Below are 26,000 nucleotides of genomic sequence, written 5' to 3' on the forward strand. Positions count from 1 at the left end.
CCGCCTCAGATATCCGCCGCAACGGCAGAGAAATCGATATCCTGGGCCACGTAGACATTGACCACTTCGCCTTGATGGATAGTGACTGTGGCGGGTCTGTTTACGCTACGCTCGAGCGCTTGATTGGCCAGTCGTTCCATGGTGCGCGCCGTGTTGCTCTCGAAAGGTTCCTGAGTGACGATGCCATTGGTCACTGTGGTCGACGGCGGACCGTGCTCTGCCGCTGCATATTTGAACGCGTCGCTGATCAGGCTGATCATCAACGCGGAGCTCATGCGACTGGCCCAATGGGCGTTGTAGTCGCCGGGATGACCAGCGCCGCCCAGGTTGTCGACGCCCGGGCTGGACATGGTCACATCGACGCCGGTCGGCGTGATGATGCGATCCCAAATCACCGAAACGCGCGGTCCGTTGGCGTCGGTGTCGTAGGCGCCGGAGATCTTCGAACCTTTGGGTATCAGAAGCTTGCGTCCGTTGATCGAATAGACCGGCTCGGTGACGATGCAGGAAGTGAAACCCTTGATATCGGTGATGATGCGGGTTTCCAGGACGCATCTCAGGTAAGTCCCACGGACCAGCAGCGCATCCGGATTGGACAGGAACTGCGCGCGGGTGGTTTTTACCTGCGGGTTTTCCTGAGGTTTTTCGTTCTGGCGTGCCGCGAGAGCTTGAAGATAAGGGTTCTGCGCCTGAGAAGCCTGCGCATCGGGCGTGACTTCAGCGCTGCCCATCCGTCTTTCCATCAAGGTAGGTGCGCGCGGTGCCGCCGAGGGCGGAAGGCTGTCTTCTTCTGGCGGGGGCATTTTCTTGCGGGCATCCCTGGCCGCTTGTTCGAGCGGTATGGGCTGCGTCTCCGGCGCATCCGTTGGCGTAATGTCCGGGGTTTCCGGAACGGTCACGTTTTCGGCCCGGGGCTGAGCTGCCCCAGACGAGGAGGAATCCGACTTCTTGAAGATCAAAAACCCGATCACGACGGCCATCAGCACGCCGACCGCTCCCACCAACGCCAAGACCAGGCGATTGGTTCTCCTGGAATCCTGACGGCCCAACTGCGGTGCATGGGCATCCAGATCGTGTTCGGCGCGCCTCTCGTTGACGTACGAGCTACGTTGATCGCCATCTTCCGCCGTTTGCCGATAACCAGAACCCGCCTCATCGGGTAACGGGTCTTCCGGCAATTCAGGGCTATTGGTCTGGCTCATTTCTTCGTGTTCCTGCGCAGGCCGACCACGTTGTCACCGTGCCGGATCACCAGATAGGGGTAAGTGCCGTGCACCACTAGGGTGTTGCTCTCGACGGTGGTGTTCACCAGGAAGTCTTCGCTGCGTTCTTGCTCCCTTGCGAAAATGGCTGGAAAGTTTCCGGTCGGGGATTTCTTCAAATCTTTCATCCGCACATATGTGAATTGACCATCGTCGTAAACCGCGGTGGGGACGAGCCAGGCCTGCTTCGTACGCGCCGAATAGTCGTAATCGAAGTTGTAGCTCCTATCCTTTTCCAGGGCAGTAGCCAATTGCCGAGTTTCCTCGGTCTTAGGCTTGAATTCGGCGTTGTTCGGGTAGGCAAAGGTGATTTTGTATTGCACGCCGGCCTGCTTGGCCTGCTCCAGGGCGGTCCAATCCGTGGCGACTACCTTGAGCTCGAAGACGTAGGAATGGGTCGCGGTCCTGATCATCAGGTTTGTGTCCACATCCACGTTGCGTGGCTTCAGGTAGAACACGTTCTCGCGCCGGCTGAGGTCCCAGCCGCTACTGAATCCGGTGCTGTAGTCCAGCACTTGCTCGTTCTGGCTCAGTTCTATCTGGGTGGTTATGCCAAGCCCAGTCCGCACCGGATAGATTCGGTTTTCCTCATAGGTGTATTCCTGAAATACCTGAGCCATCGTCGGTGCCGCAAGCAAGCATCCGGTCAGAATCGGCAGAGAGAGGGCCAGCCTGCGTTTTTGAACAGTTCGAAGCTTCATTCAGTCTCTACCAATGCTGTACACGCCCTAATTAATTCACGCGATCCGCAAACGAGCATCCTGCGTAGTAAATCTGGCATTTGACGCCGCTTTCGTATTCGCAGATCGTCATCGCAAAATGCAAGGCTTTACCTTCTGTTTCTGCCCGCGCCGTCCTGAATATGGAATTTTTCCCTACCACCATGCCAACGCACTGATTGGAGTACGTAGTCTCTAACTTGCAACTTTTGCCGCCCCTGAATTTGCAGTCTTTGATCGCAGCTTTTTCCGCCCGCCTATCCGTTTCCATGCCTTTAGAAAATCCAGCCACTTGCTTGGCTGGGTCGACCGCGATCGACCCCCATTTCCTCGGCATGGATGGCTCCCGAATAGGCAAAGGCGCTTGCTGACTGCTCTCGCTGTAACTCGGTTGCCTGATGCACCTTGGGTCGTTCCAGTTGACTCCCACTGGACAGGTATAGCTCATATCTCCAATTACATATTGCGCAAATGCTTGCCCTCCGCATAGACACAATATGGTTACCGTGAGGAATCTGATTCGCATAAACGTCAGCTTTGCACTCACTGCACCAACACCGGCTTGGTGCAATCTGAATACACAATCTTGCACTCCCCATCTTTACGCCCCTTACCGCACTCAGCCACTGCCGCTTTTGATAATTTCTCTACTGAAGGCCCGCTCATCACAATTGGACTTCCGCTTTCAGTCGCTCCATTGCGTGATGGCCATGCGATAACAGCGCATTGATTTTCGTATGCTATGGCAAGTTCACATCTACTTGCAGTTAGTAACTCGCATTGCGTGATCGCTTCCTGCTCTGCATCCATTCTCGTGCTCCTTCCCACAGAAACACCAACTGAAGCATCACCATTAGCACTCATAGCAACCGCCCCCCAAGTCAGTCTCCACTGCGCGTTAGACGTATCATTAGATTTATCTTGGCCTTGATAGTGAGGCGAGCTCGGGTGGTAAGGTGGCAGGCAATATGGATTGCCCGCTGAAGGAATGCCGCCACCACAGCTCTGAGCTGATAGCTCTCCACAGATCATTAAGAGCACCAGAAGCGCGGAAATTTTTTTCATCTTTCTCTCCAAACCATGTTCTGGTTTACTCATGAGTCCTATCACGATTTGTCGCACCACTATGTCCAACCGTAGGCGCCGTATTTGCGGTTCTATCCCCTCTTATCTGCGGGCCTGGGCTGTGCTGTGGCTGGCGCGCTAGTTGAGTCTGCGAGTTGTACTGAGGTGCATTAGGTTGATAGCCGGAAGTTCCAGGATGCCTGCCCGATGCATCTACGACTCGCCCTCCCCCGAAAGCCGAGTACGCCGAGAAGGTACCTAACGTTCCTTGGAAAAACGCAGCCGCAATCGGCGGCGTACCGATCAACAGTGTCGTAAGAATCAACCCCAACCCACCCTGCTGCATCGCCAAACTATTGATGCCCTCTGGATTCGCGCCCGTCCAGTTTCCCACCCAAAATGTCGCCGCTACCGCGCAGATCACATCCATCGCAATGGCCGCCATCACGCTCAGCACAGCCAGCGAGAACATGGTGCCGATACCGTAGAGCACCCACTTATCGAACAACGATTTGGTCCGCTCGAATAGCAGCGCCATGATGAATAACGGTCCGAATCCCAGCACCAGCGCCATCGCGACCTTGTTCAACAACAGCATTGAACCTGCCACGATGGCCGGACCGCCCGCCCCTATCGCGACGAACATCATGTCCCGATCCTTGTTCTTCTCCAGCGCCTCGCTGCCCGCGGTCTGAATGGAATCGATGCTGCTGAAGGCCAGCTGCATATAGCCCAGGCTGCGGTCGATGCTCTCGTAGATGTCGCCCTCCTCCCCGGTAACCACCTGAGTGATCTCTTTGTTCATCCGGTCGGTCAGGAACTCATGCAGCGTGGTCCCGCTGAAGGCCATGCCTGTCGCCGCGCCGATGATCATCACCGAGCGCAGCGAGTGGGTGGCCATGGCTACCATCGACTCGCGCGACTGGCCGGTAGTGATGCGGTAACCCTGGATCATGATCCACAAAGTGAACAAGGTGGTGGCGATGCCGCCCACCCAGGTCATCATCCGGCCCAGCAGGTTGTCGCCGAATTCGTCGATCTCGCCACGCAAGAACTGGTTGACCTCCCGAAAGAAAACGAAACTAGAAGCGTCGTCCAGCGGGCCGGCCCGCAAACCTGGCATGCCGCCCAACAGATCGCTCAAGCCGGGCAACCCAACAAGAGTATTCAATAGATCCTGCATAGGACTTCCTTCAGTGGCGCTCGAATTTGGAATCCAAAGCAACCCGTCAGCCTCAACGGTCTTTAATGGCGCGCAACCCGGCGAAAGTGCCTTTTAGCGCCGCCCCCTGCAGAACCACGCTCACCAGACCCTTGTCGCTGCCTTTCAATATCCGCTGGGTGATCTTTTCCTGATCCAGCTTGCGGCTGGCGATGAGGGCGTCGTAGGTGTTGATGACCGCCTCCGAGTACTGGACGTCCATCTGCATGCGCGTAGACAATGCGCTCAGCTGGTTGCTGCTGGTGGCCAGCATGCCTTGGCTGGTGCCCACCCTCTGGCGATATTCATCCAGCTTTTTCATCTCGCTTTCTCGCTGTTTGACGAGCTTCAACAGCCTGACGGTTTCGTTGTATTTCATGTTTTTCGCCACTACGATCTGCTTGCACAGATCCAGCATGTCCTTCTTCAAATTGGCGCTGTTATCCAGCTTTAGCGGCTGCCACGAACTGATGGCGCTCAATCCAGTGTCCACCGCGCTGGTAATTGGCCTATCTTTGTCGAACTTCTTTTCTGGACAGCTTTCCGCCATGCCGTAATCCCGCGGACGTTCACTGAAGTCCATGGTCATGTCCATGTCTTGGGATTTAAATACGCTCTTGGCATCAGCCAGTTGAGTTTGCCAACGCTTTGTCTGCTCTTCCCAACGCTTTAGCTGTTCGCCAATTTCTGCCCCTTGGACGACCCAGCCGTCAACTGTCGCCAGCGTGTGCCCCGGATCGGTTACCGTCCATTGCGCCTCCGCAGAGCCCGCCATCAACAGGCCGAAGCACAGAGTGGCTACGGCGGCACAACGGTTCTGCCGCCCCTGGATGCCTTTGTTGTTTTTCATCCGCTAACTCCCGGTTGGTTACTGTCTATGACATGTCTAAATCAATGGAGCGATTTGAAGATTCATGCAGTCATTGCCTGGCCGGCCGGCTTCGCTACCTTTGGAAAGGACTGGCCTTCACCGGCTCGCCTTTCCTGTTGCACATGGGTGGATTTGTCATTCCGAAAGACAGGAGATTCCCGCCGTTGATGATGCAGGTGAACTCCTTGCCGTCCTTTGCCTTCAGGTTTACGTAAGTGTTCACGCCCTCGGTCCTGCGGCTGACGAGGCTCAATTCTTCGGGCGAGTACCCCAACGCGCCCGAGCTCTCCGACTTGATTCGATCGTCGCTCAACGTATTGGTGCTGGTGGCAAGCGACGCACATCCGGAGCACGCTGCTGCTGCTAGAATGGCGATGCTTAATGTTTTTATTGACATGGGTTGTTATTCCTATCGGTATGAAAACGAGGGTGAAAGCCGAGCCCCGACCCTTCCGCAGGCCGACTCACATGCGCGACTCCGACTTTGTTGAAGTTTGTTGCCAACGCTTACGCCGACGCATAGGATTTTTCTTAACTCCATGTCACTTTTCACGGCTAGATTGATCGGAAATCGCCGGCTCTCCGACTTGCGCGGCTTGCGTGGATTGCGCTGAATCTTCCGCACCGACACCGGCCTCTACGCCTGCGCCCTCGGGCGGAAGCTCGGCCTGTGGCGGCGAAGGCGTGGCGTAGTCGTTGTCGACCCGATAGCTCGTAACCTGGAAACCAAGTGGGTTCTCGATACGATCCTGTTCTTTCATGTTGAGGTTCGGCTTGTAGGCGAACTCCATTGTCGCGAGCTTGCTGTCCAGGTACTTCGTACCGCCGCTCTGCTTCTCGTACAGGCTCCTCTGGAATCGCACGGTTGCACCCTTCGGCGCAACGCCTTTGCCGCCACCGATCAGCACGATGCTCAGAATCTTTACCCTGATCGCCTTGCCTTTTCCGTAAAGGTGATAGGGGCTGGAGGGGTTGTTTTCCGCGTACAGCGCGGAATACGCTGCCGACACGTCCGGGCCGGACATCGTGTAAACGGTCTTCCAGTCCCGCAGCCTCAATAGGGCCAGGTCGTAGGACTCGCGCGCCGTCACGTAGTGCGAGACATTGCTTCGGTTGATCGCCTCGCTGGCCGTAATGCTGTTTTTGCTGAAATCGCCGCGAAGCTGGGCGACGGTGGCGGTACCGGTATAGGCGTCCGCCATAACCAAAAACGGGACGCTTTCCTTCAGCGGCAGGATGTAGAAGTAGCCCGCCGCCAGGATCAATGACATCGCCGATGCACCGAACGCCACCCACCATGCACGGCGCTCGCTTCTTCTGGCCAGGTCGGCAATGGTGATTTCGAAATTGATCGATTTGGCCAGCACGCCATCGCCAGGCACCCGAGGTTCACGGCTCATGGCGGCCCTGCTGCTCCGGATCCTCGCCGCCGGCAGCGATCCTCCTTGCATCGAGGACTACTATGCGGCCAGGCTCGATCTCGATCTGTACTCCTTGCCCTGCATATGCGGCCGACAGCTCGGAGACAGCCTCACTGATGTCGGTGGTGCGTATGCGGGCGACAGGCGTATGCAGGGTAAAATCTTCGCCATGCCGGTACGACAAGGTGCGCCCCGAATCGTTCGCCCAACGCTCAAGCAGGTTCTTGAGAGTGCCGTCCACGGGCAGCGCATAGAACTCGTGGCGCGGCCGTAATGGGATTGCCTCGGCCGACTCGGCAAAACGGTTGACCGGATTCCAATGGCCTTTGACCTTGGGCGCGGAACTCGATGTACAGCCGGCGAAGATGACGGCACACGTCGCCCCAATGAGGATCCTTCTCTCTTTACGCATCTTTTCGATTCCATTTTTTGCGTGATCCGGCCCATACCGGTGCTAGCGCTCCTTCGCTGGCCCGATTCCCCATAGGCACCCATACGAGAGCGTTTCTTAAGGACGCAGACGGCAGATAAAAACGGCCACGCACGCGCGCATATCTCGGCGCGGCTTGCTCATCATGCGATTTTCGGGCAGGCCTAAACTCGACAGCGCTGCACAAGCGATAATGGTTAGACCTGGGTTCGCAAGCAGGCTGTCGCTGTAAAGGGGCGCCAGTTAGTCAATCGCTTTGCGGAATTTAACGCGCGACATGCATGGGCGGTTTCTCCCGCCTCGTTTACGCGTTTGCCCGACGTGTACGGTCAGCCCAAAAAAAGCCGCTTGAAGCGGCCTTTATTTTTTGGAAATCCGGTGGCATCGCCAGTTCCAGCAGCCGACAGTGGCCGGCAGTAGCCGCTAGGAACCTGACAGCAGCAGCAACTGCGTTTCGACTGGGATTTTCATGTTCGTTGACCCGATATTGAAATCAGACCCGCGCAGCAAAAAAAGCCGCGGGTATCCGCGGCTTTTTTCTTATTGGACCTTAACGGTCAGAAGCATTCCGAAACTGACCCGCCTGTAGCCGATTTCGCTCCTGCGGCATTCACGCTGAGCATGCCGCAACGATCCTCGGCCTGGGCGCCGGTAGGCGTTGCCGTCAGTACGAAGGTAGTCGCATTAGCATCGTCACTCATGTCCACGGTATAGCGAGCCTCTCCGTCGCGCGGTGACTGACGATAGGTAGCGGGCCAGGTGCCTTCGAACCCCGCATAGGTGTTGTTTACCGTATGGAATCGTTCGGCGAGCTGAGCGATCTCGATCAGATCGGCCTTGGCCTGACCTCGACGACCCTTGCGGATGCTCTCCTGATAGCTGGGGAGCGCAATCGCCGCAAGGATGGCGACAACGGCTACCACCACCATCAGCTCGATCAACGTAAAGCCCGATGAAGCGCCGTTGGAACCGGAGCGCCGTGGCGCGAATGTTTTCCGTGAAAGCACGTTGCTCTCCCCTGTTTACTGGATTTGACGCCAAGACTGGCGTCCGCATGCGCGCGGCAGGTACAGCGGCGGAGCGCCGGCCACTTGAACCACCATCGAGCATTGCGCTCCGAGCGCTTTGGTCAGGTCGGCGTCCGTCGCGCCGGTACCCAGCGGCTTGATCCGTGGCGACGTCATCACCGCCACGTCCTTGACCGGCGCCGTTCCGCCGGTATTCAACGCCAAGGCGCCGGTACCCGCATCGTACGATTCGCCGTCGGGGGCGCCCTTCCTGACATTCGACAGCGCCGGCGCACCGGAGAGCGCGTTCAAACCGTACAACCAGTTATTGCCCGCGGCGCCGCAACCGACCGAGGCATTGGGCGCATAGGTTGGCATGAAGACCACGCCGCTCTCGATTCTCGGATAGGCGACGAAGCGTTCGCCGGCGGGGAGATCCAAATACCAGCCCTTCAGGCCAGCGCCCATCAGGTTCGCGCTGATTTCGCGCACCCCATTTTCCGTGGTGATGATGCGTTGTTCGAGCAGGTTGGAGCGCGTAACGGTATCGGTGCCGCCGTTGTCCAGCACTGCGTACAGCGATTGCAACGCCGTATCGGTCGCGTCATCGATGAAAGAGAAACTGCCGGTGCCGAAGTAGACAAGGACGCCACCGCCCGGGCCTGCCGCTGCCGTCAATCCTCCCAGAATCGGCTGGCGCTTGCCGGCATCCGGAGCCGCGGTGTACTGCAACGTGGTGAACATCGGTTTGGTGATGTTCGCAGGCTTGGCATCGCGCAAGTCGAACTTCCAAATGGCGCCCTTCTGGTCTGCGGCATAAACCGTATCCGCAAAACCGTCGCGCACTCTAGCGGTCAAAGTACTGTCCGTCGCCGGACCCCAGCGATCGACGACCACGAGATTGCCGAGCCCATTATCCCCGGACGGCGCGCCGTCTTCGGTCGCTTCGATCATCGTGACATTCGGCGCGCCCGTATCGATGTCGACCAGGAACAGTACCGCCTTCTTGCTGATGCTGTTGTAGCCGTTGCCGAAGATCGCGCGCCACTTGACCGGACCCGAAGCGTCGCCGGTTTTCACCGGGACGATGACGGGCCTGTTGAGCACGTTGCCGATGTTCTCGCGCACGGCCAGCGGCAACGCGGTGTTGACGTCGTTGATCTCCCACAGCCTGTCCGAGGCCGCGAAAGTACCGGTTTCCGAGCCATCGGCGCTGGGGCGCGAAGCCCGCGAGACATCCAGGGCGAACACGCCGCGGGCGCCGGCTCCGGTCGTCCCGACCAGTACGGTCTGCCAATCGCTGGAATAATAGGCGTCGGATACGGCCAGCGGGCCGTCGACATAGAAACGGTGCTGGAAGATCTGATCGCCGCCTTTCGCCGGATCGAGCGGGAACAACAGATTGCCCATGTGGCCAAGCACGCTGTTCGGTATGTAGGCGAAGCGTTCGATACCGCCTACCTCGGTTTCTCGGCCGTCGAAAGCATGCAGCATGCCGTCGTTGGCGCCGGCATAGATCATCGTGCGCTGCTGGTTGAGTTTGTCCTTCAGATGCTCGCCGTAACTGGTGCTATAAGGCTCCGGCAACGAGCGGTAGCCGAAATCGTCGCGCGGCGAACTGACGACCGGCGTCGAATTCACGATGTCGCCCAGACGCGTGGTGCGGAAGCGCAGAATGCCGGTGTCGGTGCGGCCCACTTCCTTGGTCTGGTCGCCTTTGAGATAGGCCAAGGCTTCGGTGAGGGTGAGTTTCGTGGTGGCGCTGCCGGTCAAGCCTTCGATTAACGCTCCCGTGCACACCGACATATCCTTATGCGGGTTGTTGCAGAGATTATTCAGGCTGACGACATTGGTCGCGTCGAAAGGCACGACCGTGCCTGCGCTGTTCGTGAACCAGACGTTGCGGGCGTCCGGCGCCGGAAGGCGGGTGCTGGCCTCCCATGCGTTCTTGAACGTGACCACGCCCGAGACCGGATCGCTGCTCACCGTCTGCGCGGTCAAGGTGCTGTACCAATCGGTGCCGTCGTTCCTGGCTTCGTAGAACGGCGAAACGCTCAGCGAGCCGGTACCGATTCGGGCACCGGTCATGGCGATGCTCCCCGAAGGCGTCCTGCCCGCGTTGATCGAAGCGATCACGCGGCGCATCGCGGCGGTGATGTCGGCCGGCGTCGTGGCGTTGACGTATTCGCCGCGGCCGTTGATCGAGGCGTGCCAGATCTCATCGACGGTGCTTGGCTGATCGTTCTCGCGGGCCTGCCAGGCCGGCGCGCTTGCGAACGCCGCCTTGGTGGCTTCGTTCGGGATCGTCAACGGATTGTCGATGTAGGGCGATCTGCCGATCAGGTTGCCCTTGGCGCCGAGCGTTATGCCGTAAAAATTCATGTGCAGATTGGTGCGGCAATCCAGCGTCGTGTCGAGCGGCAAGACACTGCACGCATCGGCCAGAGGCACGTTGCCCTTCGGCAGATCGTCACGCAGATCGGCGAGGTAATACTTGGCCGATATGTCGGCCATGGTGCTGGCATAGGCGTCGGAGTACGGCGCTCCGGTACCCTTGTCGACATCGCCGACCCCGGGACCGCCCTGGTTGCTATAGCCGTCGGTGAACAGCATGCCCGCATTCTTCTGGCAGGAATAGCGTATCGGCAGGTTATCGTTGTCGGCACCGTCCTTAACCGGCTTTCGGTCGAACTGCTTACCCAGATGCTCGACGGCCCAGCGATTAGGCGTACTGCCGGACGCTGGCAGCTTGAGCAGCTGATCCCGGAACAAGGCTGCCTTGTCGGCCGGGGTATTCATGTCCCGCATGACGACGTTCGGATAATTGGTGTACTCGGTACAGTTCCAGCCGCAGCTGGTCGCACCGCTGTTGATCGTGAACATGCCCACGCGCATGTCTTGGACGCTGTCCAGCGACCGCGTCAAGCCTGCGATCATCGAACGATTGCGGTCCCCGTAATACGTGAACCAGTTGGCGAAGTTCTTCTGCATCGCTTCGGCCGCATCGCCGAACATCGTGCTGTTGATCTCGTAGCGATACATGTCACAGCCGGGGCCGCAGGCGTTCTTGGCCGTTCCCCTGCCGTCGACGTAGCCCGGCGGATCCGGACTGGTCGTCTTCAAGTAGAAGGTCGCAGGCACATAGGCGATGCCCATTTGGCAATCGTCGGTGACACGATGGCCACCGCTACCGACCGTGACCCAGGTGTTGCGGGTGTCTTTCGAGGTGCCAAGACCACCGCATGAGTTGGATCCGCTGATGAAGTACTTCGTCCCCTCGGGCAGGCTGGCGTCGTCCGGTACGATAAACATCTCTTCCACGGTCGGAACGGTATCGGTGTCGTCCGTGCGATCGGTGTGGACCGCCGTGAGGTCGAACGTATAGATAAGCGTCTTCGTCGGATCCGGATCCGGCTCCGGCGTCGCCTTCGTCGGCGAAGCCTGCGGATAGTCGACGATCACATTATCGGCGTCGGGCTTCCGCCACGGCTCATACTTGATATTGGGATTGAAGTATGCGGGATTGAACTCGGGCGACCTGGCGAAGCCGAAGTTGTCGATGGGCGGAATTGCGAAGCGCCCGTTATCGATGCGGTGACCGACGAAGGGCAGCAGGTGGTTGTAGCTGCCGCCGCTGTCCCTACTGTCGTTGACGGCGTCGATCGTATCGCCTGCCGTGCGCAGTGTGCCGTCGGAATTGAAGAAACCGTTGGTGGTGTATGTGGCGTTGTCCCAGAACGCCTGGCCATCGCGCCCGGGAAACAAGGTCTCGAACGTCATCGAGCCCGAATCGTCCACCGCCATGATGAAGGCCGGCGGCACCTTGGACTGCACGTTCAAGGGCGCCTGCGCCAGGATGCCCGAACCCTGCACGGCGAATACCGAATAAAGCCAGTAACCGCCCACGCCTATCACCAGCGCGGAAGCGGCAGCCAGCTTGATGCGACGGGATGCCATGGGAGAACTCCTCAAGGTCTGAATATGGTGTCGATGGCCGCAGCGGCCGTGGGGTTGTCGTCGTCGTTCGTGCTGTAGACGGTGACCTGGTAGATCGGATTCGGGTCTTCGTTGAGCGGACGCCCCATGTCCAGGTCGGAATTGCCGGAAATGCAGGGGCCGATCAGCCGGGCATTGACCTTTGGGCTGGTCGCTAGACTCTGGTCTTCGGCCCAGTCGCCCGGGTCGAAACCGTTGTCGCAGATCATGTCGACGTCGGCAGAATCGATCGCATCGCAGCCGGCGGTTTCCGTACGGTTGACCATGTCCTCGAGCGCGCACTCGGCGCTGCGGGCTTCGCCTTCGCTGCGCTGGAAGGCGAGGTTGCCAGCGAGGTAATTGGCCGACATGCGTTCCTGCATGCCGGACACCTGCATGCCGATTACGCCGATCAGCGCCAGCAGGATCAATATGATCAGGGCGACGTACAGCACCGCACCGCGCTGGTTGCGCGCCGGCGGACCGATGGAAATGCTTCGACGTGTCATGGACATCATCCAGGTCAATTGCCGTACAAGCGGTTGCGCATGGCGATGGTGGCCTCGTAACTGGCGCGATAAAGCCCGTCGTTGGCCGCCGGCGCGTTGAAAGCTACGCCGAGCACGCGGCGGGCATTGGCGTCTTGCGCCTGTGCGGATGCCGCAGGGCTGGGGCTGCGCGCCAATATGCCGACCTGCACCAGGCCCACGCGGCGCCAGTCGTTGGCATCCCAAGTCGTATCCGCCGGATTCTGTATGTCGATGTAGCCGCTAGGCGGCGATGTCGTCAGATCCTCCACTCGGTCCTGCCCGTAAAGCAGTTGCAGGCTCTCGATGCCTTCCACCAATTCTTCCGGCACATAGCTGGCGCCGTCGTAGCGGGCGCGGAACAACGCGGGTGCGCCCGAAGCGCCGGTACCCACGTAATAGACGATGGACTCGGCGCGATAAAGCATGGTCTGGCCGGAAGGCTGAGGCGTGTATCGGCCCCTCAGATCGGTGGCCGGGTCCGCCGTCGCGGCCACGGCGACCGTGCCGGTGCCGGTGCCGGCGAAGACATCGGCATGGCTGCAATCGGCGACGCCGAACAAGGACGGCGTAGCGACGCCGTCGGTCGTCAACACGTCCCAGCGCCCGGCGGCGACAGTCACGGTCTCGTCGCCACCATCGATGTCGATACCCGTGACCGGGGCGCCTTCGTTGCTGAAATAGCGCAATACGATGATGTCGCTGCCTGGCAGCGGCTCGAGGTCGGTGATCTGGGTGGGTACGCCCGCCGCGGCGCCCCAGGTTCCGCCGATCGTGAGCGCATTGCCCGGTGCTGTGCCAGCGGCTTCATAGCCCTGTACCGAGACCGAGAAGTCGAGCGGGAACAAAGGCGCAGCCCCGAAATGAGGCTGCAGGGATCCGGGCGTCTGCAGGTGCGCCTGGTCGTTCACGCAGCCGTAATGGCCGGCCATGCGGATGTCGCGCTGCAGGAAGTCCATCGCGAAACGGGCGTTTTCCTGCGTGCGGGCCATGCCTTCGGACAACTGGTACGCGGCGCGCGATGCGCCGAAGACTTGCACGAGACCCAGCACCAGCAAGGTGCCGATCGCCAGCGCGATCATCAACTCGATGAGGCTCACGCCCGCTGTCCGGCCATAGGGTTGCATGGGCTTCACAGGCGCGTCTCCACGACGAAACTGGTGGGAGCTTCGATCGATATGCGATCGCCCCAGGTGAGCGTGACGGTGGCCAGACCGTCGGCGTAGGTCACCGTCGCGGTGGCGTCGTCTCCCAAAGCCTCGACGACCTGGCATTGCCAGCGGGTGACGACGCTGGAGACGGGGATGGGAAGCTCTCCGACCGGCCGACTGCAATTGCTGCCATTTACTTCGTCTTCTTCGAAACTCGCGTCGGTGTATTTTGCGGCGGACAGTCGGTTCGCCCGCATCTGGTCGAGCAAGTCGTAGGCCAGGTTGGTGGCCTGCGTGCGGTGGTTGGCGCTTTGGGTGTAGCGCAGGTTCATGGTTTGCAGCAACGCGAAGCCCAGAAGGCCGAACGCGAGTATCACCAGCGTCACCAGCACTTCGATCATCGAGAAGCCGCGCTGCATGCGCATCGGGCGACGGTTCATGGGCATGCCCCTTGCGCGACGCGCGTCTGGCCGGTGGCGCCGATGGTGATGCAACGCGCGGGTTCTTCCACATCGTCCGGCCGCACCGCGACCGTCTGTTGGCCGCCGACCGCCCGTCCGCGGCCGTCGAAGGCGATCAGCGCGGCGCTTCCGGCCACCAGAAGTTTCGGATTGCCTTCCACGTAGCGCACCACGGCTTCGTCGCCGTTCACGGTGCCGCTGTTGTCCAAGTCGGACCAAACCAGCCAGCCGCTGTTCCAATCGCCACCGCAGCTGCCGCCGTCCGCACTGGTGCAGACCACGCCCCTGCTGCGGCTACGGATGGCCTCGGTGCGGGCCAACGCGACGCTGGCCAGGACCTCGTTGGTCTTGGTGGCGACGCGATTGGAGCGCAGCGAGCCTTGAAAGCTCGGCAAGGCGATCACGGCCAGGATCGCGACGATCGCGATCACGGTCATCAGTTCGACCAAAGTGAAGCCTTTGGCGCGGTTCGGATACATACGTGAAGCCACCCTTCCCCGGGGAGACCGTGCAAGGCTGCGGCTTGGAGCGAAGCGATGCAAGCCCCGACGGACAGGCGGTCACGAAAAGGAGACGGGCGTAATCGTGATCCGTGCGACCCGTCACAGCGCTTGCCGGACGGCGGCTGCGGCCCGGCGATTCGGACCCGCCGGGTCAGGCCAGGACGCGGTAGCAGGGACGGTATTCGCCGGCGATCTTCATCCGCCGCTGTTCGACGAAGGCGCGCAGCAGCGCGTCCAGCGCCCGCATCATGTCGTGGTCGCCGTGGATGTCGAACGGGCCGTGCGCTTCGATGCGCCGCATGCCATCCTCCTTCACGTTGCCCGCGACGATGCCGGAGAAGGCGCGACGCAGGTCGGCCGCCAATTCGTGCGGCTTGCGGCCGTGGTGCAGATCCAGTGCCGCCATCGCTTCGTGCGTGGGCACGAACGGCTGCTGGAATTCCTGCGGCACTTCCAAGGCCCAGTTGAAGAAGAAAGAATCCTTCTGCGCGATGCGGTATTCGCGCACGCGCTTGATGCCTTGCGCCATCTTGCGGGCGACGGCGGCGCCGTCGCCGATCACGATCTCGTAGCGCGACGCGGCCGCTTCGCCCAGCGTCAGCCGGATGAACTGGTCGATCTGCTCGAAGTACGGCGCCGAGATCGCCGGCCCGGTCAGGATCAGCGGGAACGGCAGGTCGCGGTTCTCCTCGCGCAGCAAGATGCCGAGCAGGTACAGGATCTCTTCGGCCGTGCCGACGCCGCCCGGGAAGACGATAATGCCGTGAGCGATGCGGACGAAGGCTTCGAGCCGCTTCTCGATGTCCGGCATGATCACCAGGTGGTTGACGATCGGGTTCGGCGATTCCGCGGCGATGATGCCGGGCTCGGTGATGCCGATATAGCGCGTGCTGCGCTTGCGCTGCTTGGCGTGGGCGATGGTGGCGCCCTTCATCGGCCCCTTCATCGCGCCCGGGCCGCAGCCGGTGCAGATGTCCAGGCCGCGCAGGCCGAGTTCGTACCCGGCCTGCTTGGTGTACACGTATTCGTCGCGGCCGATCGAATGGCCGCCCCAGCACACCACCAGGTTGGGATCGGCCGGATGCAGGATGCGCGCGTTGCGCAGCAAGCCGAACACGGCGTTGGTGATGCCGGAAGACGTGGTCAGGTCGTAGTTGCTGCGCTCGCCCAGTTCGATGGCGGTGTAGGCCAGGTCGCGCACCACCGCGAACAGCAGCTCGGCGACGCCGCGGATGATCTCGCCGTCGACGAACGCCATCGCCGGCGCGTTGAGCAGATCGATGCGCACGCCGCGGTCCTGCTGCAGCACCTGGATGTCGAAGTCCGGGTAGAGCTCGCGCGCCGCGCGCGGGTCGTCCGAGGGGCTGCCGCTGGTCAGCACCGCCAGCGCGCAGCGGCGCAGCAGATCGTGCATGCCGCCGCTGGAGGCGTCGCGCAGGCGCGCCACCTCGTCGCGCGACAGCACGTCCAGGCCGCCGCGCGGATAGATCCGGGCGTCGACGGTAGGCAGAGTGACGATGGGTTCTCTCATGTCGCTGTTCTCCATGCAGGCGACTGTAACGCAGAGCGGTCCGCAAACGGAAACGGCCGGGTTTCCCCGGCCGTTTCGCGCAATCCGGAAACAGCGCCGGATCAGAACTTGTAGCGGAAGCCGACCTGCAGCGACCAGCGCGAAATGCCGCGATCGTCGTACAAGCGCAGGTTGTCGGCGCCGTTGTAGCGGTAGACGTACTTGCCGGTCGCCGGGTTGATGCCGCCGAACTCGACGATGCCGCGGTTGGTCGGGAACGGCACTTCCTCGATCTGGCCCCAATCCTTGTTGATCAGGTTGCCGACGTTCAGCAGGTCGACCCACAGCTCGGCCTTGTGCCCGTCCCAGAAGCCCGGCACTTCCTGCGAAACGCGCAGGTCGAACTGGGTGACCCAAGGCGCGCGGGCGCTGTTGCGCGGCGCCACTTGGCCCTTCAGCTTGCTCAGGTCCTTGTTGCCGTTGAGGAACGCGAAGAAAGCGGCTTCTTCGGCAGGCGAGCCGAATTCCACATCGCCCGGACCCGCCGGCACGTACATCAGGTCGTTGCCGAAGCGGCTGTCGCCGTTGGCGTCGTTGTCGTAGACGAAGCTGTAGGGACGGCCGCTGCGGCCTTCGTAGAACAGCGAGATGGTGGTGTCGTTGTCGCCGAAGAACGCATGCTTCCAGCTCAGCGCACCGGAGATGCGGTCGCGGATCTCGTACGCGGAGTGGGCGCTGACCTCTTCGTTGGGATTGAAGGTGTTGTTGTTGCCCCACTGCGAACCGGACGTCGAGCTGGTCAGGGCGCTGACTTCGCGCGCGTCGGTGAAGGTGTAGGCCAGCTGCCAGAACCAGTCGCCGTCGTTGAACGGCTTCTGCAGCGAGAGCGTGAACTGCTGCGAGCGGCCCTTGTCCGTGGGACGGGCGATGATGGCATCGGAGAACGCCGAATTCGCCAACGAGCGGTTGCGCACGGCCGAAGAGTTGGAAGTACCCGAGACGCAGGCCGGATCCGCGCTGCTGCCCGACACGTTGTTGCCCGCCTGGTTCCAGCACAGCGGATTGAGGCCGGCGGCGTTGTAGTACAGCTGGCGGCCGTCCTGGCCGATCGCGGTCGCGGCGCCCAGGTTGAGATGCTGGTAGAAGATCGCTTCCTTGACCTCGGTCAGCACGATTTCGGCCGAACCGATGATGCCGTACCACGGCAACTCCTGGTCGAAGGCGAGGTTGGCCTTCCATACCGCCGGCTGGCCCAATTCGGGATCGACGAAGTCGATCGACTGCGTGCCGGTGCGCGCGCCCGGCGGGATCAGCGAGATCTGGTTGCGCGGATCGGCCGAGAAGCCGGTGATGCCCGACGACAGGTTGTAGTCGATGTAGCCCAGGCCGGTATTGGTGAACGGGTTGGACAGCCACACGTTGGCCGAAGCGCCCTGGAACAGGCCGAAACCGCCGCGCATCTGCGCCATGCGCTCGGAGTCGAAGGTGTAGTTGAAGCCGAAGCGCGGCTGCAGCAGGTTGTTGCCGTCGATCGTGGCGCTGTTGTCGAAGCCGAAAGCGGCGCTGGCGGCGGCGTTGAACGCCGGCTCGTCGCCCACCTTGGGCATGTCGTAGCGCAGGCCGAAGGTCAGCGTCAGGTTGTCGTTGACCGCCCAGCTGTCCTGCACGAACAGGCCGATGTTCTTCAGGTTCCAGATCGCGGCCATGTTGTCGAGGTTGCCGCCGGCCGGATAGAACAGGCGGTAGCTGGCCGACACGCCGTCGGCGAAAGACTGGCTGCAGGTCGCGCTGGTGTCGATGCAGTTGAACACGTACACGCCGTTGGTGCGGCGGCCGAACAGGTTGTAGATGTCGTTGTCTTCGTAGTCGACGCCGAACTTCACGGTATGGTCGCCCAGGAACAGGTTGCCGGCGAAGAACGCGTTCCAGGTCTGGGTCTCCAGGACGTTGATGTGCGTGTTCTCTTCGGTACCGAAAAACACCGTAGGCGAGCTGGAAGAACCGGTGCGCACGCCGATCGACGGCAGGTCGCTGACCGGATTGCGGACCGCGGTGTAGTCGCGGTAGGAAACCTTGGCCTCGGTGGAGAAGTTGTCGCTCCAGTCGCTGAACAGCTGCGCGGTGTAGCTGTCGAACTCGTAGTCGCGCTGGTAGGCGTAGGAGCTCAGCGCGATGCTGTTGTTGGCGAAGCCCGGGAACACGGCCACGCTCTGGTCCGAGGTGCCGTAGCGGAAGCTGAAGCGCTGGCTGTCGCTGATGTTCCAGTCGATCTTGAGGCCGTATTCTTCCGAGGTGGTGTCGGCGCTGCCCGCGCCGGTGCCGCCGGCGTTGATGCCGTAGCCTCGCGCGATTTCCTGGATGCGCGCGATCTGCTCGGGCGTGATGTTGACGATGTTGGACGCGCCGGAACCGATCGGGCCGAAGGTCGGGCCGGGCGCGCCCTGCTCGAACTTCTCGTAGTTGAAGAAGAAGAACAGCTTGTCCTTGACTAGCGGACCGCCGAAGGTCACGCCGTAGGTCTTCTCGTCCTCGAAGCCGGTGAACTTGGAGCCGTCTTCGTTCTTGCGGACCATGTCGTTGTCGCGGTACAGGCCGTAGACCGAACCGTGGAACTCGTTGGTGCCGGACTTGGTGACCGCATTGATCACGCCGCCGACGCCGCCGGAAATGGTGACGTCGTAGTTGGCGACGTCGACCGCGATTTCGTCGATGGTGTCCATCGAGAACGGCTGCTTGGGCGTGGGCAGGCCGTTGGATTCCAGGCCGAACGCATCGTTGGTGCTGATGCCGTCGACGCGGATCGCGTTGTAGCGCGGGTTCTGGCCGCCGACGGAAATTTCGTTGCGCGCCTTGTCGGTCTGCGCCACGCGCGGATCCAGGCGGGCGTAATCCTGCAGGTTGCGCTCGATCGACGGGAACGCTTCGATCTGGTCGCGGGTGACGTTGGAGCCGGTGCCCATCTTGTTGGGGCTGAACACGCTGGGCGCGGCGGTGCCGACCACGGTCACCGATTCGAGCGTGGCGACGTCGTTCTTCAGCTGGGTGTTGACCTGCGCCACCTTGTCCAGGCCGAGGAAGACGTTGTTTTCGGCGGCGCTGCCGGCGCCGGCCTTGTTGACCGTGATCGTGTAAGGGCCGCCGACGCGCAGGCCGCGCGCGCTGTAGTTGCCGTTGGCGTCGGTCGTGGCGCGGCTGACCGTGCCCGATTCGGTATGCGTGATCGTGACTTCCGCGCCCGAGACCGGCTGGCCGTCGGCGCCGACGACGCGGCCGCCCAGGCCAGCGGACGTGCTCTGCGCGAACACGGGGGCCGCGGCGAGCGCGACGATCAGACCTAGCGACAGCTTGGACAGCCGGACACGGTTAGCGTGAGTCATATTTCCTTGACCTCGGTGCGTTTGAGATAAGCGGTGGCGCGCGCGGCGCATTAGCGGCGTTACGGACCTGGATGCAGCCCCTGACCCGAGTGGCGTGACGCCTAGCACGGGTTAACAACAGATTAACACGTTAGCCGGTGCAGATGACAGGCAAATGACGCTGGAAAATCACTGAAATGCGCGCAGAAATGCATGCATGAATCGCGCATGCGAGACAGGCTCAACAAGAGCCGCTAAGTGCTTGTCTGTCCGTTCTTAACCGGGCCGCGGCGAACGCGGTACTTCAGGCCGAACCGCTTTGCAGATACAACGCTAGGCCGTCGAGCAGCATCTGCACCGATATCGCCACCAGCAGCATGCCCATCAGTCGTTCCAGGGCGATCAGGGCGCGCTGGCCCAGCAGTTTGTAGAGCAGCGTGGCCGAGAACAGGATGGCGGCGGTCGCGCCCCAGGCCAGAACGAGAGCCAGGCTCCAGGCGCCCATGCGGTCGGGCTCCTGGCTGCCCATCAGCATCACCGCGGCCATGCCCGAGGGGCCGGCCACCAGTGGGATGGCCATCGGCACGATGAAGGGCTCGCCTTCGGGGATCTCGCCCATCAACCCTTCCGGCGGCGGGAAGATCATGCGGATGCCGATCAGGAACAGGACGATGCCGCCGGCGATCGACACCGACTCCTGCCGCAGGTGCATCGCTTCCAGCGCGTACTGACCGCACCACAGGAACAGCATCAGCACGCCCAGCGCGATCAGCAGTTCGCGCGCCAGCACGATCCGCTGCCGGCGCGGCGGCATGCCGCGCAGCAGGCTGAGGAAGACCGGGATATTGCCCAGCGGATCCAGGATCAGGAACAGCAGCAGCGCGGCCGAGGCGATCGTCACGCGCGCACTGTCCAAACTTGGCCGCGCCGCTCGGCACCGGCGGCGGACAGCAGCGCCACGCAGGCGTCGGCGTAATCGGCCGGATCGCGCGCGTCGCGGTCGCCGTCTTCCGCATAGGCGGCGGCGCGCAACGCGGTCCGCATCGGCCCGGGCTGCAAACCGGACACTCGCACGCTGCTGTTGGCCAGTTCTGCGTGCAGCATGGCCACCAGGCCGGCGCGTGCATGCTGGGCCAGGCCGTAACCGCCCCAGTAGGCCTGGCCGACGCGCGCGATGTCGTCCAGCGCGAACACGACCGCGGCGTCTTGCGCGCGCGCCAGCAGCGGCAGGCAGGCTTGGGTGAGCCAGCACGGCGCGGTGACGTTGACGTGCAATGCACGCGCGATGGCCGCCGGGTCGGCGTGTTCGAACGGCGTCAGGCCGCGGAATTCGGCGGCGCAATGCAGCAGGCCGTCCAGGTGCCCGAGTTCGGACTCGATGCGTGCCGCGAGTTCCGCGTAGTCCCCGGGCGAAGCGCCTTCCAGGTCCAGCGGGTAGAGCAACGGCTCCGGCCCTTCCTTGGCGACCGCATCGTAGATCCGGTTCAACTTGGGTACTTTGCGTCCCAGCAGCACCACGGTGGCGCCTGCGCGCGCGCAGGCTTTCGCCGCGGCCGCGCCAAGGCCGCCGTAGGCGCCTGCGATCAACACCACGCGATCGGCCAGCGCGGCGGCGGCAATTGCGATTGGCGTCGCGGCGGCGCTCACGCGCGCTGCGTCTCCGACACCATCCGCGCCAGTTCGCCGGATTCGTAGAGCTCCAGCGTGATGTCGCAACCGCCGATCAGCTCGCCGTTGATGAAGAGCTGCGGAAACGTCGGCCAGTTGGAATAGCGCGGCAGGTTGGCGCGGATTTCCGGTTCTTCCAGCACGTTGACGGTGTGCATCTCGCCGACGCCGGCGGCTTTCAGCGCTTGCACGGTACGGCTGGAAAAGCCGCACATCGGGAACTGCGGCGTCCCCTTCATGAACAACACGATCGGATGGCCTTCGACCTCGGCCTGGATCCGTTCCATTACGGACATTGCGCTTTCTCCTGCATGACGGGCGGCTTGGCCCGTCGGTTAAACTGCAATTCTAAACCTTGGCGGCCTTGCGCCGCTTTTGTTTAGCCCAATGCCCACCGCCTAGCCCAACCGAGAGTCCAGCCATGGCCATAGAACTGCCCCCCCTGCCCTACGACCGCACCGCGCTGGAGCCGCATATTTCCGGCGAAACCCTCGATTACCACTACGGCAAGCACCACAAGGCCTACATCGACAACCTCAACAAGATGATCGAGGGCACCGAGTTCGCCGATATGGCGCTCGAGGACATCGTCCGCAAGTCCCAGGGCGGCATGTTCAACAACGCCGCGCAGATCTGGAACCACACGTTCTACTGGAACTGCCTGAAGCCGCTGGGCGGCGGGGAGCCGACCGGCAAGGTGGCCGATGCCATCAACAAGGCCTTCGGCGATTTCGCCCGGTTCAAGGACGAGTTCACCAAGACCTCCGTCGGCACCTTCGGCTCGGGCTGGGGCTGGCTGGTACAGCGCCCGGACGGCTCGCTGGCCCTGGCCAGCACGCCCAACGCCGCCACGCCGCTGACCGGCGAAGACGCCCCGCTGCTGACCTGCGACGTGTGGGAGCACGCCTACTACATCGACTACCGCAACGCGCGGCCGAAGTACGTCGAGGCGTTCTGGAACCTGGTCAACTGGGATTTCGTCGCGTCGAACATGAAGTGAGAACCCGTAGCCCGGGTAAGCGAAGCGCGCCCGGGGTTCGATCGCGAGGTGCTCCCGGGTGCGCTTCGCTTACCCGGGCTACAGTCGCTGCGCCTAGCGAAGGATTCGTCTAGGCTGCGCCAGAACGCACGCCATGCGTCGACTCAGGAATGCGCCCGATGACGGACAGCCCGGCTCCTTCCGCCTCAGCGACGACCCCGACTACGCCGGTGCCGCGCACCGGCACTTGGCAATGGCAGCAGAAGCTGCGCTGGTTCACCGCCGAGATCGTGATCGTCGTGGCTGGCGTGCTGATCGCGCTCGCGATCAATGCTTGGTGGCAAGGGCGCCAGGACCACGCCCTGGAAACCCGCACCCTGCGCGAACTCCGCGATGCACTGGCCAACGATCTCAATGACATCCGGTTCAACGCTGGCCTTCACGAACGTGCCGGGGCCAGCGCCCGACGGTTGCGGGAACACCTCCGTGCACATCAGCCCTACGCCAAGGCACTGGATGTCGACTTCGGCGGCATCCTGGTCAGCACCTATTCCGTCCGCGACGAGATCGCCTACGAGACGCTAAAGCAGCGCGGCCTGGGTTCCATCACCCACGATGCCCTGCGGCACGCCATCGGACACCTCTACGGAGTCCGGTATCCATCCATCATGCCGTTCCAGGATCAAGCCTGGGATTTCGTCAACACCCACCAGATCCCTTTTTACAGCGCCCATTTCAAGGACATCCGTTTTGCCGAATCGGCCACGCCGCTCGATTACGATGCATTGCTGGATTCCACGGAGTTCGCCGCCCTGCTTGATTGGCGCGTCGGCATGGACGTTTTCCAGGCCCAGCAATTACGCAAGTTGGACGCCGAGGTCACGTCGCTGATTGCGCTGATCGACGATGAACTTGCGCAACGATGAGTAGCGCCGGATGGTCCGCTTCGTGCGCCCAAGCCCGCCTGAAGAACGGGGCTGACCTGATAGCCGAAAGAGAGGGTAGATCAGGCTTGCAATGAGCGGATCACGGGTGCGGTCTGTGCGCCCCGTGCCAGCGCATCGCCGATGCGCTGCAATGCGCCCGCCAGCGCGGCCGCATTGTCTGCACGCAACGTCGCATGCCCCACCTTGCGCCCGGCGCGCGGCGACTTGCCGTAATCGTGCCAATGCCCGCCCGGTTCGCGCAACACTGGTGCGGCATTGGGCAGTTCGCCGACCCAGTTGAGCATGCAGGCGTGGCCAAGCATCCGCGTATCGCCGAGCGGCAAGCCCAGCACTGCGCGCAGATGGTTTTCGAATTGCGACGTCTCGGCGCCTTCGATGGTCCAATGCCCGGAGTTGTGCACTCGCGGGGCCAATTCGTTGGCCAATAATTGTCCAGCGCGGCAGAACAGTTCCAGCGCGAACACGCCGACGTAATCCAAAGCGTCGGCGAGCTTGCGCGCGTATTCCAATGCGGTTTCGGCCAAGCCCGCGTCGGCCTCGGCCGGGGCTAGGCTGGCCGACAGCACGCCGTCGACATGCCAGTTCTCGGTCAGCGGCCAGGCGCGGAACTCGCCGTCGCGGCCGCGCACGGCGACCACGCTCAACTCGCGCTCGAACGGCACGAACGCTTCTAGGATCAGGCCGACCGTCTGCGCCTGCGCGCCTAGCGATTGCCACGCGGCATCGACATCGGCAGCGGATTTGATGCGGAACTGGCCCTTGCCGTCGTAACCGAGCCTGCGCGTCTTGAGGATGCACGGCAATCCGATCTTCGCGACGGCCTCGTCCAGCCCGGCGCGCGTCGCGATGTCGGCGAAATCCGGCACCGGGATGCCGAGCTTGCGGAACAGCGTCTTCTCCGCCAAACGGTCCTGCGCCACACCGAGCGCGCGCGGATTCGGGAACACCGGCACGCGCTCGCTCAACCATTGCGCGCTCTCGGCCGGCACGTTCTCGAAATCGAAAGTGGCCACGTCGACGCGCGAGGCGAATTCGGCCAGCGCGGCTTCGTCGCGGTAATCGCCGACCACCATCGGCACGAACTGGCCGGCGCAGGCGTCGGGTGCGGTGTCCATCACCAGGAAGCGCAGGCCCAGCGGCGCGCCGGAAAGCGCGAGCATGCGGGCCAGCTGCCCGCCTCCGAGTATGCCTACCGTGGTCATTTCCGCGGGTCGTCGTTGCTGGCGACTTCTTCGGTCTGGCGCTGGCGGAACGCCTCCAGCGCGGCTGCGATCTGCGGATGCTCCGCGGACAGCATCGCCGCCGCGAACAATGCGGCATTCGATGCGCCGGCATTGCCGATGGCGAACGTCGCGACAGGAACGCCGGCCGGCATCTGCACGATCGACAGCAGCGAATCCATGCCGTTGAGCGCCTTGGACTGCACCGGCACGCCCAGCACCGGCACCGCGGTTTTGGCCGCCAGCATGCCCGGCAGGTGCGCCGCGCCGCCGGCGCCGGCGATGATCGCGCGCAGCCCTCGCTGCGCCGCCTGGGCCGCGTAGTCGAACAGCGCGTCGGGCGTGCGGTGCGCCGACACCACGCGCACCTCGTGCGGCACGCCGAGCAATTCGAGCTTCTGCGCCGCGTGCTGCATCGTCTCCCAGTCGGAGCGGGAGCCCATCACGATGCCCACGAGCGGGAGGTTGGGATTGGCAGACATGGTCGTCCCCTGTCGCAAAGACGTATTCTACCGGCCCCACGTCGTCTCGGTATCGTCAATGGACCGGAAACTGCTCGATATCCTCGTCTGCCCCGCCAGCCGGCAGCCGCTGTCGCTGCTGGACAGGGCTGGGCTCGACGCCCTGAACCGCGCGGTCGCCGCCGGCGGCGTCAAGCGCAACGACGGCAGCGCGCAAGCCGATGCGGTGCGCGAGGCGCTGGTGACGCGCGACCGCAAGACCGTGTACCGGCTGGACGACGGCATCCCGGTGCTGCTGGTCGAGGAAGGCATCGCGACCGCGCAGGTCGATGGTTTCCCGGGCGGATGAGCCGGGATTTCTCCCCGCCGCCCGCGGCGGCGATCCAAGCAGACGTGGCCCGCGCGCTGGCCGAAGACCTGGGCGGCGGCGACGTGACCGCGGCGCTGCTGCCCGACGTCGAGGATGTCGCCTATTTGCTGTGCAAACAGGATGCGGTGATCGCGGGCCGGCCCTGGTTCGATGCCTGCCATCGCACGCTCGATCCGCAGGTCGCCATCGACTGGCGCATCGCCGAGGGCGATCGCGTCGGCAAAGGCGCGGTATTGGCGACGTTACGCGGCCATGCGCGCAGCCTGGTCAGCGCCGAACGCGCGTCGCTCAACTTCCTGCAAACGCTCAGCGGCACGGCGACCGCCACCGCCGCTTATGTCGACGCCGTGCGCGGCACGCGCGCGCAGATCCTCGACACCCGCAAGACCCTGCCCGGCCTGCGCCTGGCGCAGAAATACGCGGTGCGCGCGGGCGGCGGCGTCAACCACCGCATCGGCCTGTACGACGCGGTGATGCTGAAGGAAAACCACGTCCGCGCCGCCGGCGGCCTGACCGCGGCGATCCGCGCGGCCCGCGCGATGCATCCTTCGCTGCCGCTGATCGTGGAGGTGGAAACGCTGGCGCAACTGGAAGAAGCGCTGCGGGAAGGCTGCGAGCGGATCCTGATCGACGATTTCGACGCGGCCACGCGCCGGATGGCCGTTCGCATCGCCGACGGACGTATTCCGCTAGAGGTTTCGGGCGGCGTCGACCTGGCCGGCGTGCGTGCCATCGCCGAGGACGGAGTCGACTGCATCTCGATCGGCGCGCTGACCAAGCATGTGCAGGCGATCGACTTGTCGTTGAAGCTGGGGCCGCCGCCGAGCCCGGCCGGCTGAATTTTCGCGGGACGCACACACGCACTGCTGCCACCATCGGCGCCATTGCGATCATGG

26 protein-coding genes are annotated in these 26,000 nt (G+C 62.7%); 4 read left to right on the forward strand and 22 right to left on the reverse strand.

The annotated features are described in order from the left end of the window. Positions 1-5: 5 nt before the first annotated feature. The 20 genes from M2650_RS10800 to grxD form a co-directional block, all read right to left on the reverse strand. Positions 6-1,202 carry a TrbI/VirB10 family protein gene (locus M2650_RS10800; RefSeq protein ID WP_249474440.1) on the reverse strand — a complete coding sequence of 399 codons (1,197 nt, stop codon included), beginning with the start codon at positions 1,200-1,202 and terminating at the stop codon, positions 6-8. Further along, entirely contained in the window at positions 1,199-1,963 is a 765-nt protein-coding gene (locus M2650_RS10805) for a TrbG/VirB9 family P-type conjugative transfer protein (protein WP_425602540.1), read from the reverse strand. The genes M2650_RS10800 and M2650_RS10805 overlap by 4 nt, the downstream gene beginning before the upstream one ends. Before the next feature lie 31 nt (positions 1,964-1,994). Further along, positions 1,995-2,318 carry a DUF4189 domain-containing protein gene (locus M2650_RS10810; RefSeq protein ID WP_249474442.1) on the reverse strand — a complete coding sequence of 108 codons (324 nt, stop codon included), beginning with the start codon at positions 2,316-2,318 and terminating at the stop codon, positions 1,995-1,997. A 206-nt stretch (positions 2,319-2,524) separates the two neighbouring features. Then, positions 2,525-3,046: a DUF4189 domain-containing protein gene (locus M2650_RS10815; RefSeq protein WP_249474444.1), complete on the reverse strand. Its 522-nt coding sequence runs from the start codon at positions 3,044-3,046 to the stop codon at positions 2,525-2,527. Between the two features lie 25 nt (positions 3,047-3,071). After that, positions 3,072-4,229: a TrbL/VirB6 family protein gene (locus M2650_RS10820; RefSeq protein ID WP_249474446.1), complete on the reverse strand. Its 1,158-nt coding sequence runs from the start codon at positions 4,227-4,229 to the stop codon at positions 3,072-3,074. Between the two features lie 52 nt (positions 4,230-4,281). Then, positions 4,282-5,097 carry a DUF4141 domain-containing protein gene (locus tag M2650_RS10825; RefSeq protein WP_249474448.1) on the reverse strand — a complete coding sequence of 272 codons (816 nt, stop codon included), beginning with the start codon at positions 5,095-5,097 and terminating at the stop codon, positions 4,282-4,284. Positions 5,098-5,191: 94 nt separating this feature from the next. Next, positions 5,192-5,515 carry a hypothetical protein gene (locus M2650_RS10830; RefSeq protein ID WP_249474450.1) on the reverse strand — a complete coding sequence of 108 codons (324 nt, stop codon included), beginning with the start codon at positions 5,513-5,515 and terminating at the stop codon, positions 5,192-5,194. A 145-nt stretch (positions 5,516-5,660) separates the two neighbouring features. After that, positions 5,661-6,518 (reverse strand): VirB8 family type IV secretion system protein, encoded by an 858-nt coding sequence (locus M2650_RS10835; RefSeq protein WP_249474452.1) that lies wholly within the window; start codon positions 6,516-6,518, stop codon positions 5,661-5,663. Further along, the gene (locus M2650_RS10840; RefSeq protein ID WP_249474454.1) at positions 6,508-6,951 is read right to left on the reverse strand and encodes a toxin co-regulated pilus biosynthesis Q family protein; all 444 of its coding nucleotides are present in this window, start codon (positions 6,949-6,951) and stop codon (positions 6,508-6,510) included. Before M2650_RS10840 ends, M2650_RS10835 begins: the two co-directional genes overlap by 11 nt. Before the next feature lie 575 nt (positions 6,952-7,526). Further along, positions 7,527-7,976, reverse strand: a complete 450-nt coding sequence (locus M2650_RS10845; RefSeq protein WP_345779858.1) for a type IV pilin protein — start codon at positions 7,974-7,976, stop codon at positions 7,527-7,529. Positions 7,977-7,991: 15 nt separating this feature from the next. Beyond that, on the reverse strand, positions 7,992-11,933 hold the full coding sequence (locus M2650_RS10850) for a pilus assembly protein (protein WP_249474455.1): 3,942 nt from the start codon (positions 11,931-11,933) through the stop codon (positions 7,992-7,994). Between the two features lie 11 nt (positions 11,934-11,944). Next, positions 11,945-12,460: a pilus assembly PilX family protein gene (locus M2650_RS10855; RefSeq protein ID WP_249474457.1), complete on the reverse strand. Its 516-nt coding sequence runs from the start codon at positions 12,458-12,460 to the stop codon at positions 11,945-11,947. A gap of 14 nt (positions 12,461-12,474) precedes the next feature. After that, positions 12,475-13,605: a PilW family protein gene (locus M2650_RS10860; RefSeq protein WP_249475028.1), complete on the reverse strand. Its 1,131-nt coding sequence runs from the start codon at positions 13,603-13,605 to the stop codon at positions 12,475-12,477. A 5-nt stretch (positions 13,606-13,610) separates the two neighbouring features. Continuing rightward, entirely contained in the window at positions 13,611-14,069 is a 459-nt protein-coding gene (gene pilV / locus M2650_RS10865) for a type IV pilus modification protein PilV (protein ID WP_249474459.1), read from the reverse strand. Beyond that, positions 14,066-14,569: a GspH/FimT family pseudopilin gene (locus M2650_RS10870; RefSeq protein ID WP_283254759.1), complete on the reverse strand. Its 504-nt coding sequence runs from the start codon at positions 14,567-14,569 to the stop codon at positions 14,066-14,068. The genes pilV and M2650_RS10870 overlap by 4 nt, the downstream gene beginning before the upstream one ends. A 175-nt stretch (positions 14,570-14,744) precedes the next feature. After that, positions 14,745-16,124 (reverse strand): nucleotide 5'-monophosphate nucleosidase PpnN, encoded by a 1,380-nt coding sequence (ppnN, locus tag M2650_RS10880; protein ID WP_249474461.1) that lies wholly within the window; start codon positions 16,122-16,124, stop codon positions 14,745-14,747. Between the two features lie 101 nt (positions 16,125-16,225). Continuing rightward, positions 16,226-19,480: a TonB-dependent receptor gene (locus M2650_RS10885; protein WP_249474463.1), complete on the reverse strand. Its 3,255-nt coding sequence runs from the start codon at positions 19,478-19,480 to the stop codon at positions 16,226-16,228. Between the two features lie 283 nt (positions 19,481-19,763). Then, the gene (locus tag M2650_RS10890) at positions 19,764-20,360 is read right to left on the reverse strand and encodes a YhgN family NAAT transporter (RefSeq protein ID WP_249474465.1); all 597 of its coding nucleotides are present in this window, start codon (positions 20,358-20,360) and stop codon (positions 19,764-19,766) included. After that, entirely contained in the window at positions 20,357-21,106 is a 750-nt protein-coding gene (locus M2650_RS10895) for an SDR family NAD(P)-dependent oxidoreductase (RefSeq protein ID WP_249474467.1), read from the reverse strand. The genes M2650_RS10890 and M2650_RS10895 overlap by 4 nt, the downstream gene beginning before the upstream one ends. After that, entirely contained in the window at positions 21,103-21,423 is a 321-nt protein-coding gene (grxD, locus tag M2650_RS10900; protein ID WP_249474469.1) for a Grx4 family monothiol glutaredoxin, read from the reverse strand. The genes M2650_RS10895 and grxD overlap by 4 nt, the downstream gene beginning before the upstream one ends. 125 nt (positions 21,424-21,548) lie before the next feature. Here grxD and M2650_RS10905 point away from each other — a divergent pair, with 125 nt between their 5' ends. Beyond that, complete coding sequence (locus M2650_RS10905; RefSeq protein WP_249474471.1) at positions 21,549-22,127, forward strand: superoxide dismutase; 579 nt, start codon at positions 21,549-21,551, stop codon at positions 22,125-22,127. A gap of 158 nt (positions 22,128-22,285) precedes the next feature. Further along, positions 22,286-23,032, forward strand: coding sequence for a hypothetical protein (locus M2650_RS10910; protein WP_249474473.1), 747 nt, complete (start codon positions 22,286-22,288; stop codon positions 23,030-23,032). Between the two features lie 80 nt (positions 23,033-23,112). On the opposite strand, the gene M2650_RS10915 is transcribed toward M2650_RS10910, so the two are convergent. Together M2650_RS10915 and purE are read right to left on the reverse strand one after the other, a co-directional pair. After that, positions 23,113-24,255 (reverse strand): 5-(carboxyamino)imidazole ribonucleotide synthase, encoded by a 1,143-nt coding sequence (locus tag M2650_RS10915; protein WP_249474475.1) that lies wholly within the window; start codon positions 24,253-24,255, stop codon positions 23,113-23,115. Continuing rightward, positions 24,252-24,755, reverse strand: coding sequence for a 5-(carboxyamino)imidazole ribonucleotide mutase (purE, locus tag M2650_RS10920; protein WP_249474477.1), 504 nt, complete (start codon positions 24,753-24,755; stop codon positions 24,252-24,254). Before purE ends, M2650_RS10915 begins: the two co-directional genes overlap by 4 nt. Positions 24,756-24,813: 58 nt before the next feature. Here purE and M2650_RS10925 point away from each other — a divergent pair, with 58 nt between their 5' ends. After that, positions 24,814-25,083, forward strand: a complete 270-nt coding sequence (locus M2650_RS10925; RefSeq protein WP_249474479.1) for a Trm112 family protein — start codon at positions 24,814-24,816, stop codon at positions 25,081-25,083. Further along, on the forward strand, positions 25,080-25,943 hold the full coding sequence (gene nadC, locus M2650_RS10930) for a carboxylating nicotinate-nucleotide diphosphorylase (protein ID WP_249474480.1): 864 nt from the start codon (positions 25,080-25,082) through the stop codon (positions 25,941-25,943). Before M2650_RS10925 ends, nadC begins: the two co-directional genes overlap by 4 nt. Positions 25,944-26,000: the final 57 nt, after the last annotated feature.

It is taken from the genome of Luteimonas galliterrae (assembly GCF_023374055.1).
GTDB lineage: Bacteria > Pseudomonadota > Gammaproteobacteria > Xanthomonadales > Xanthomonadaceae > Luteimonas_C > Luteimonas_C galliterrae.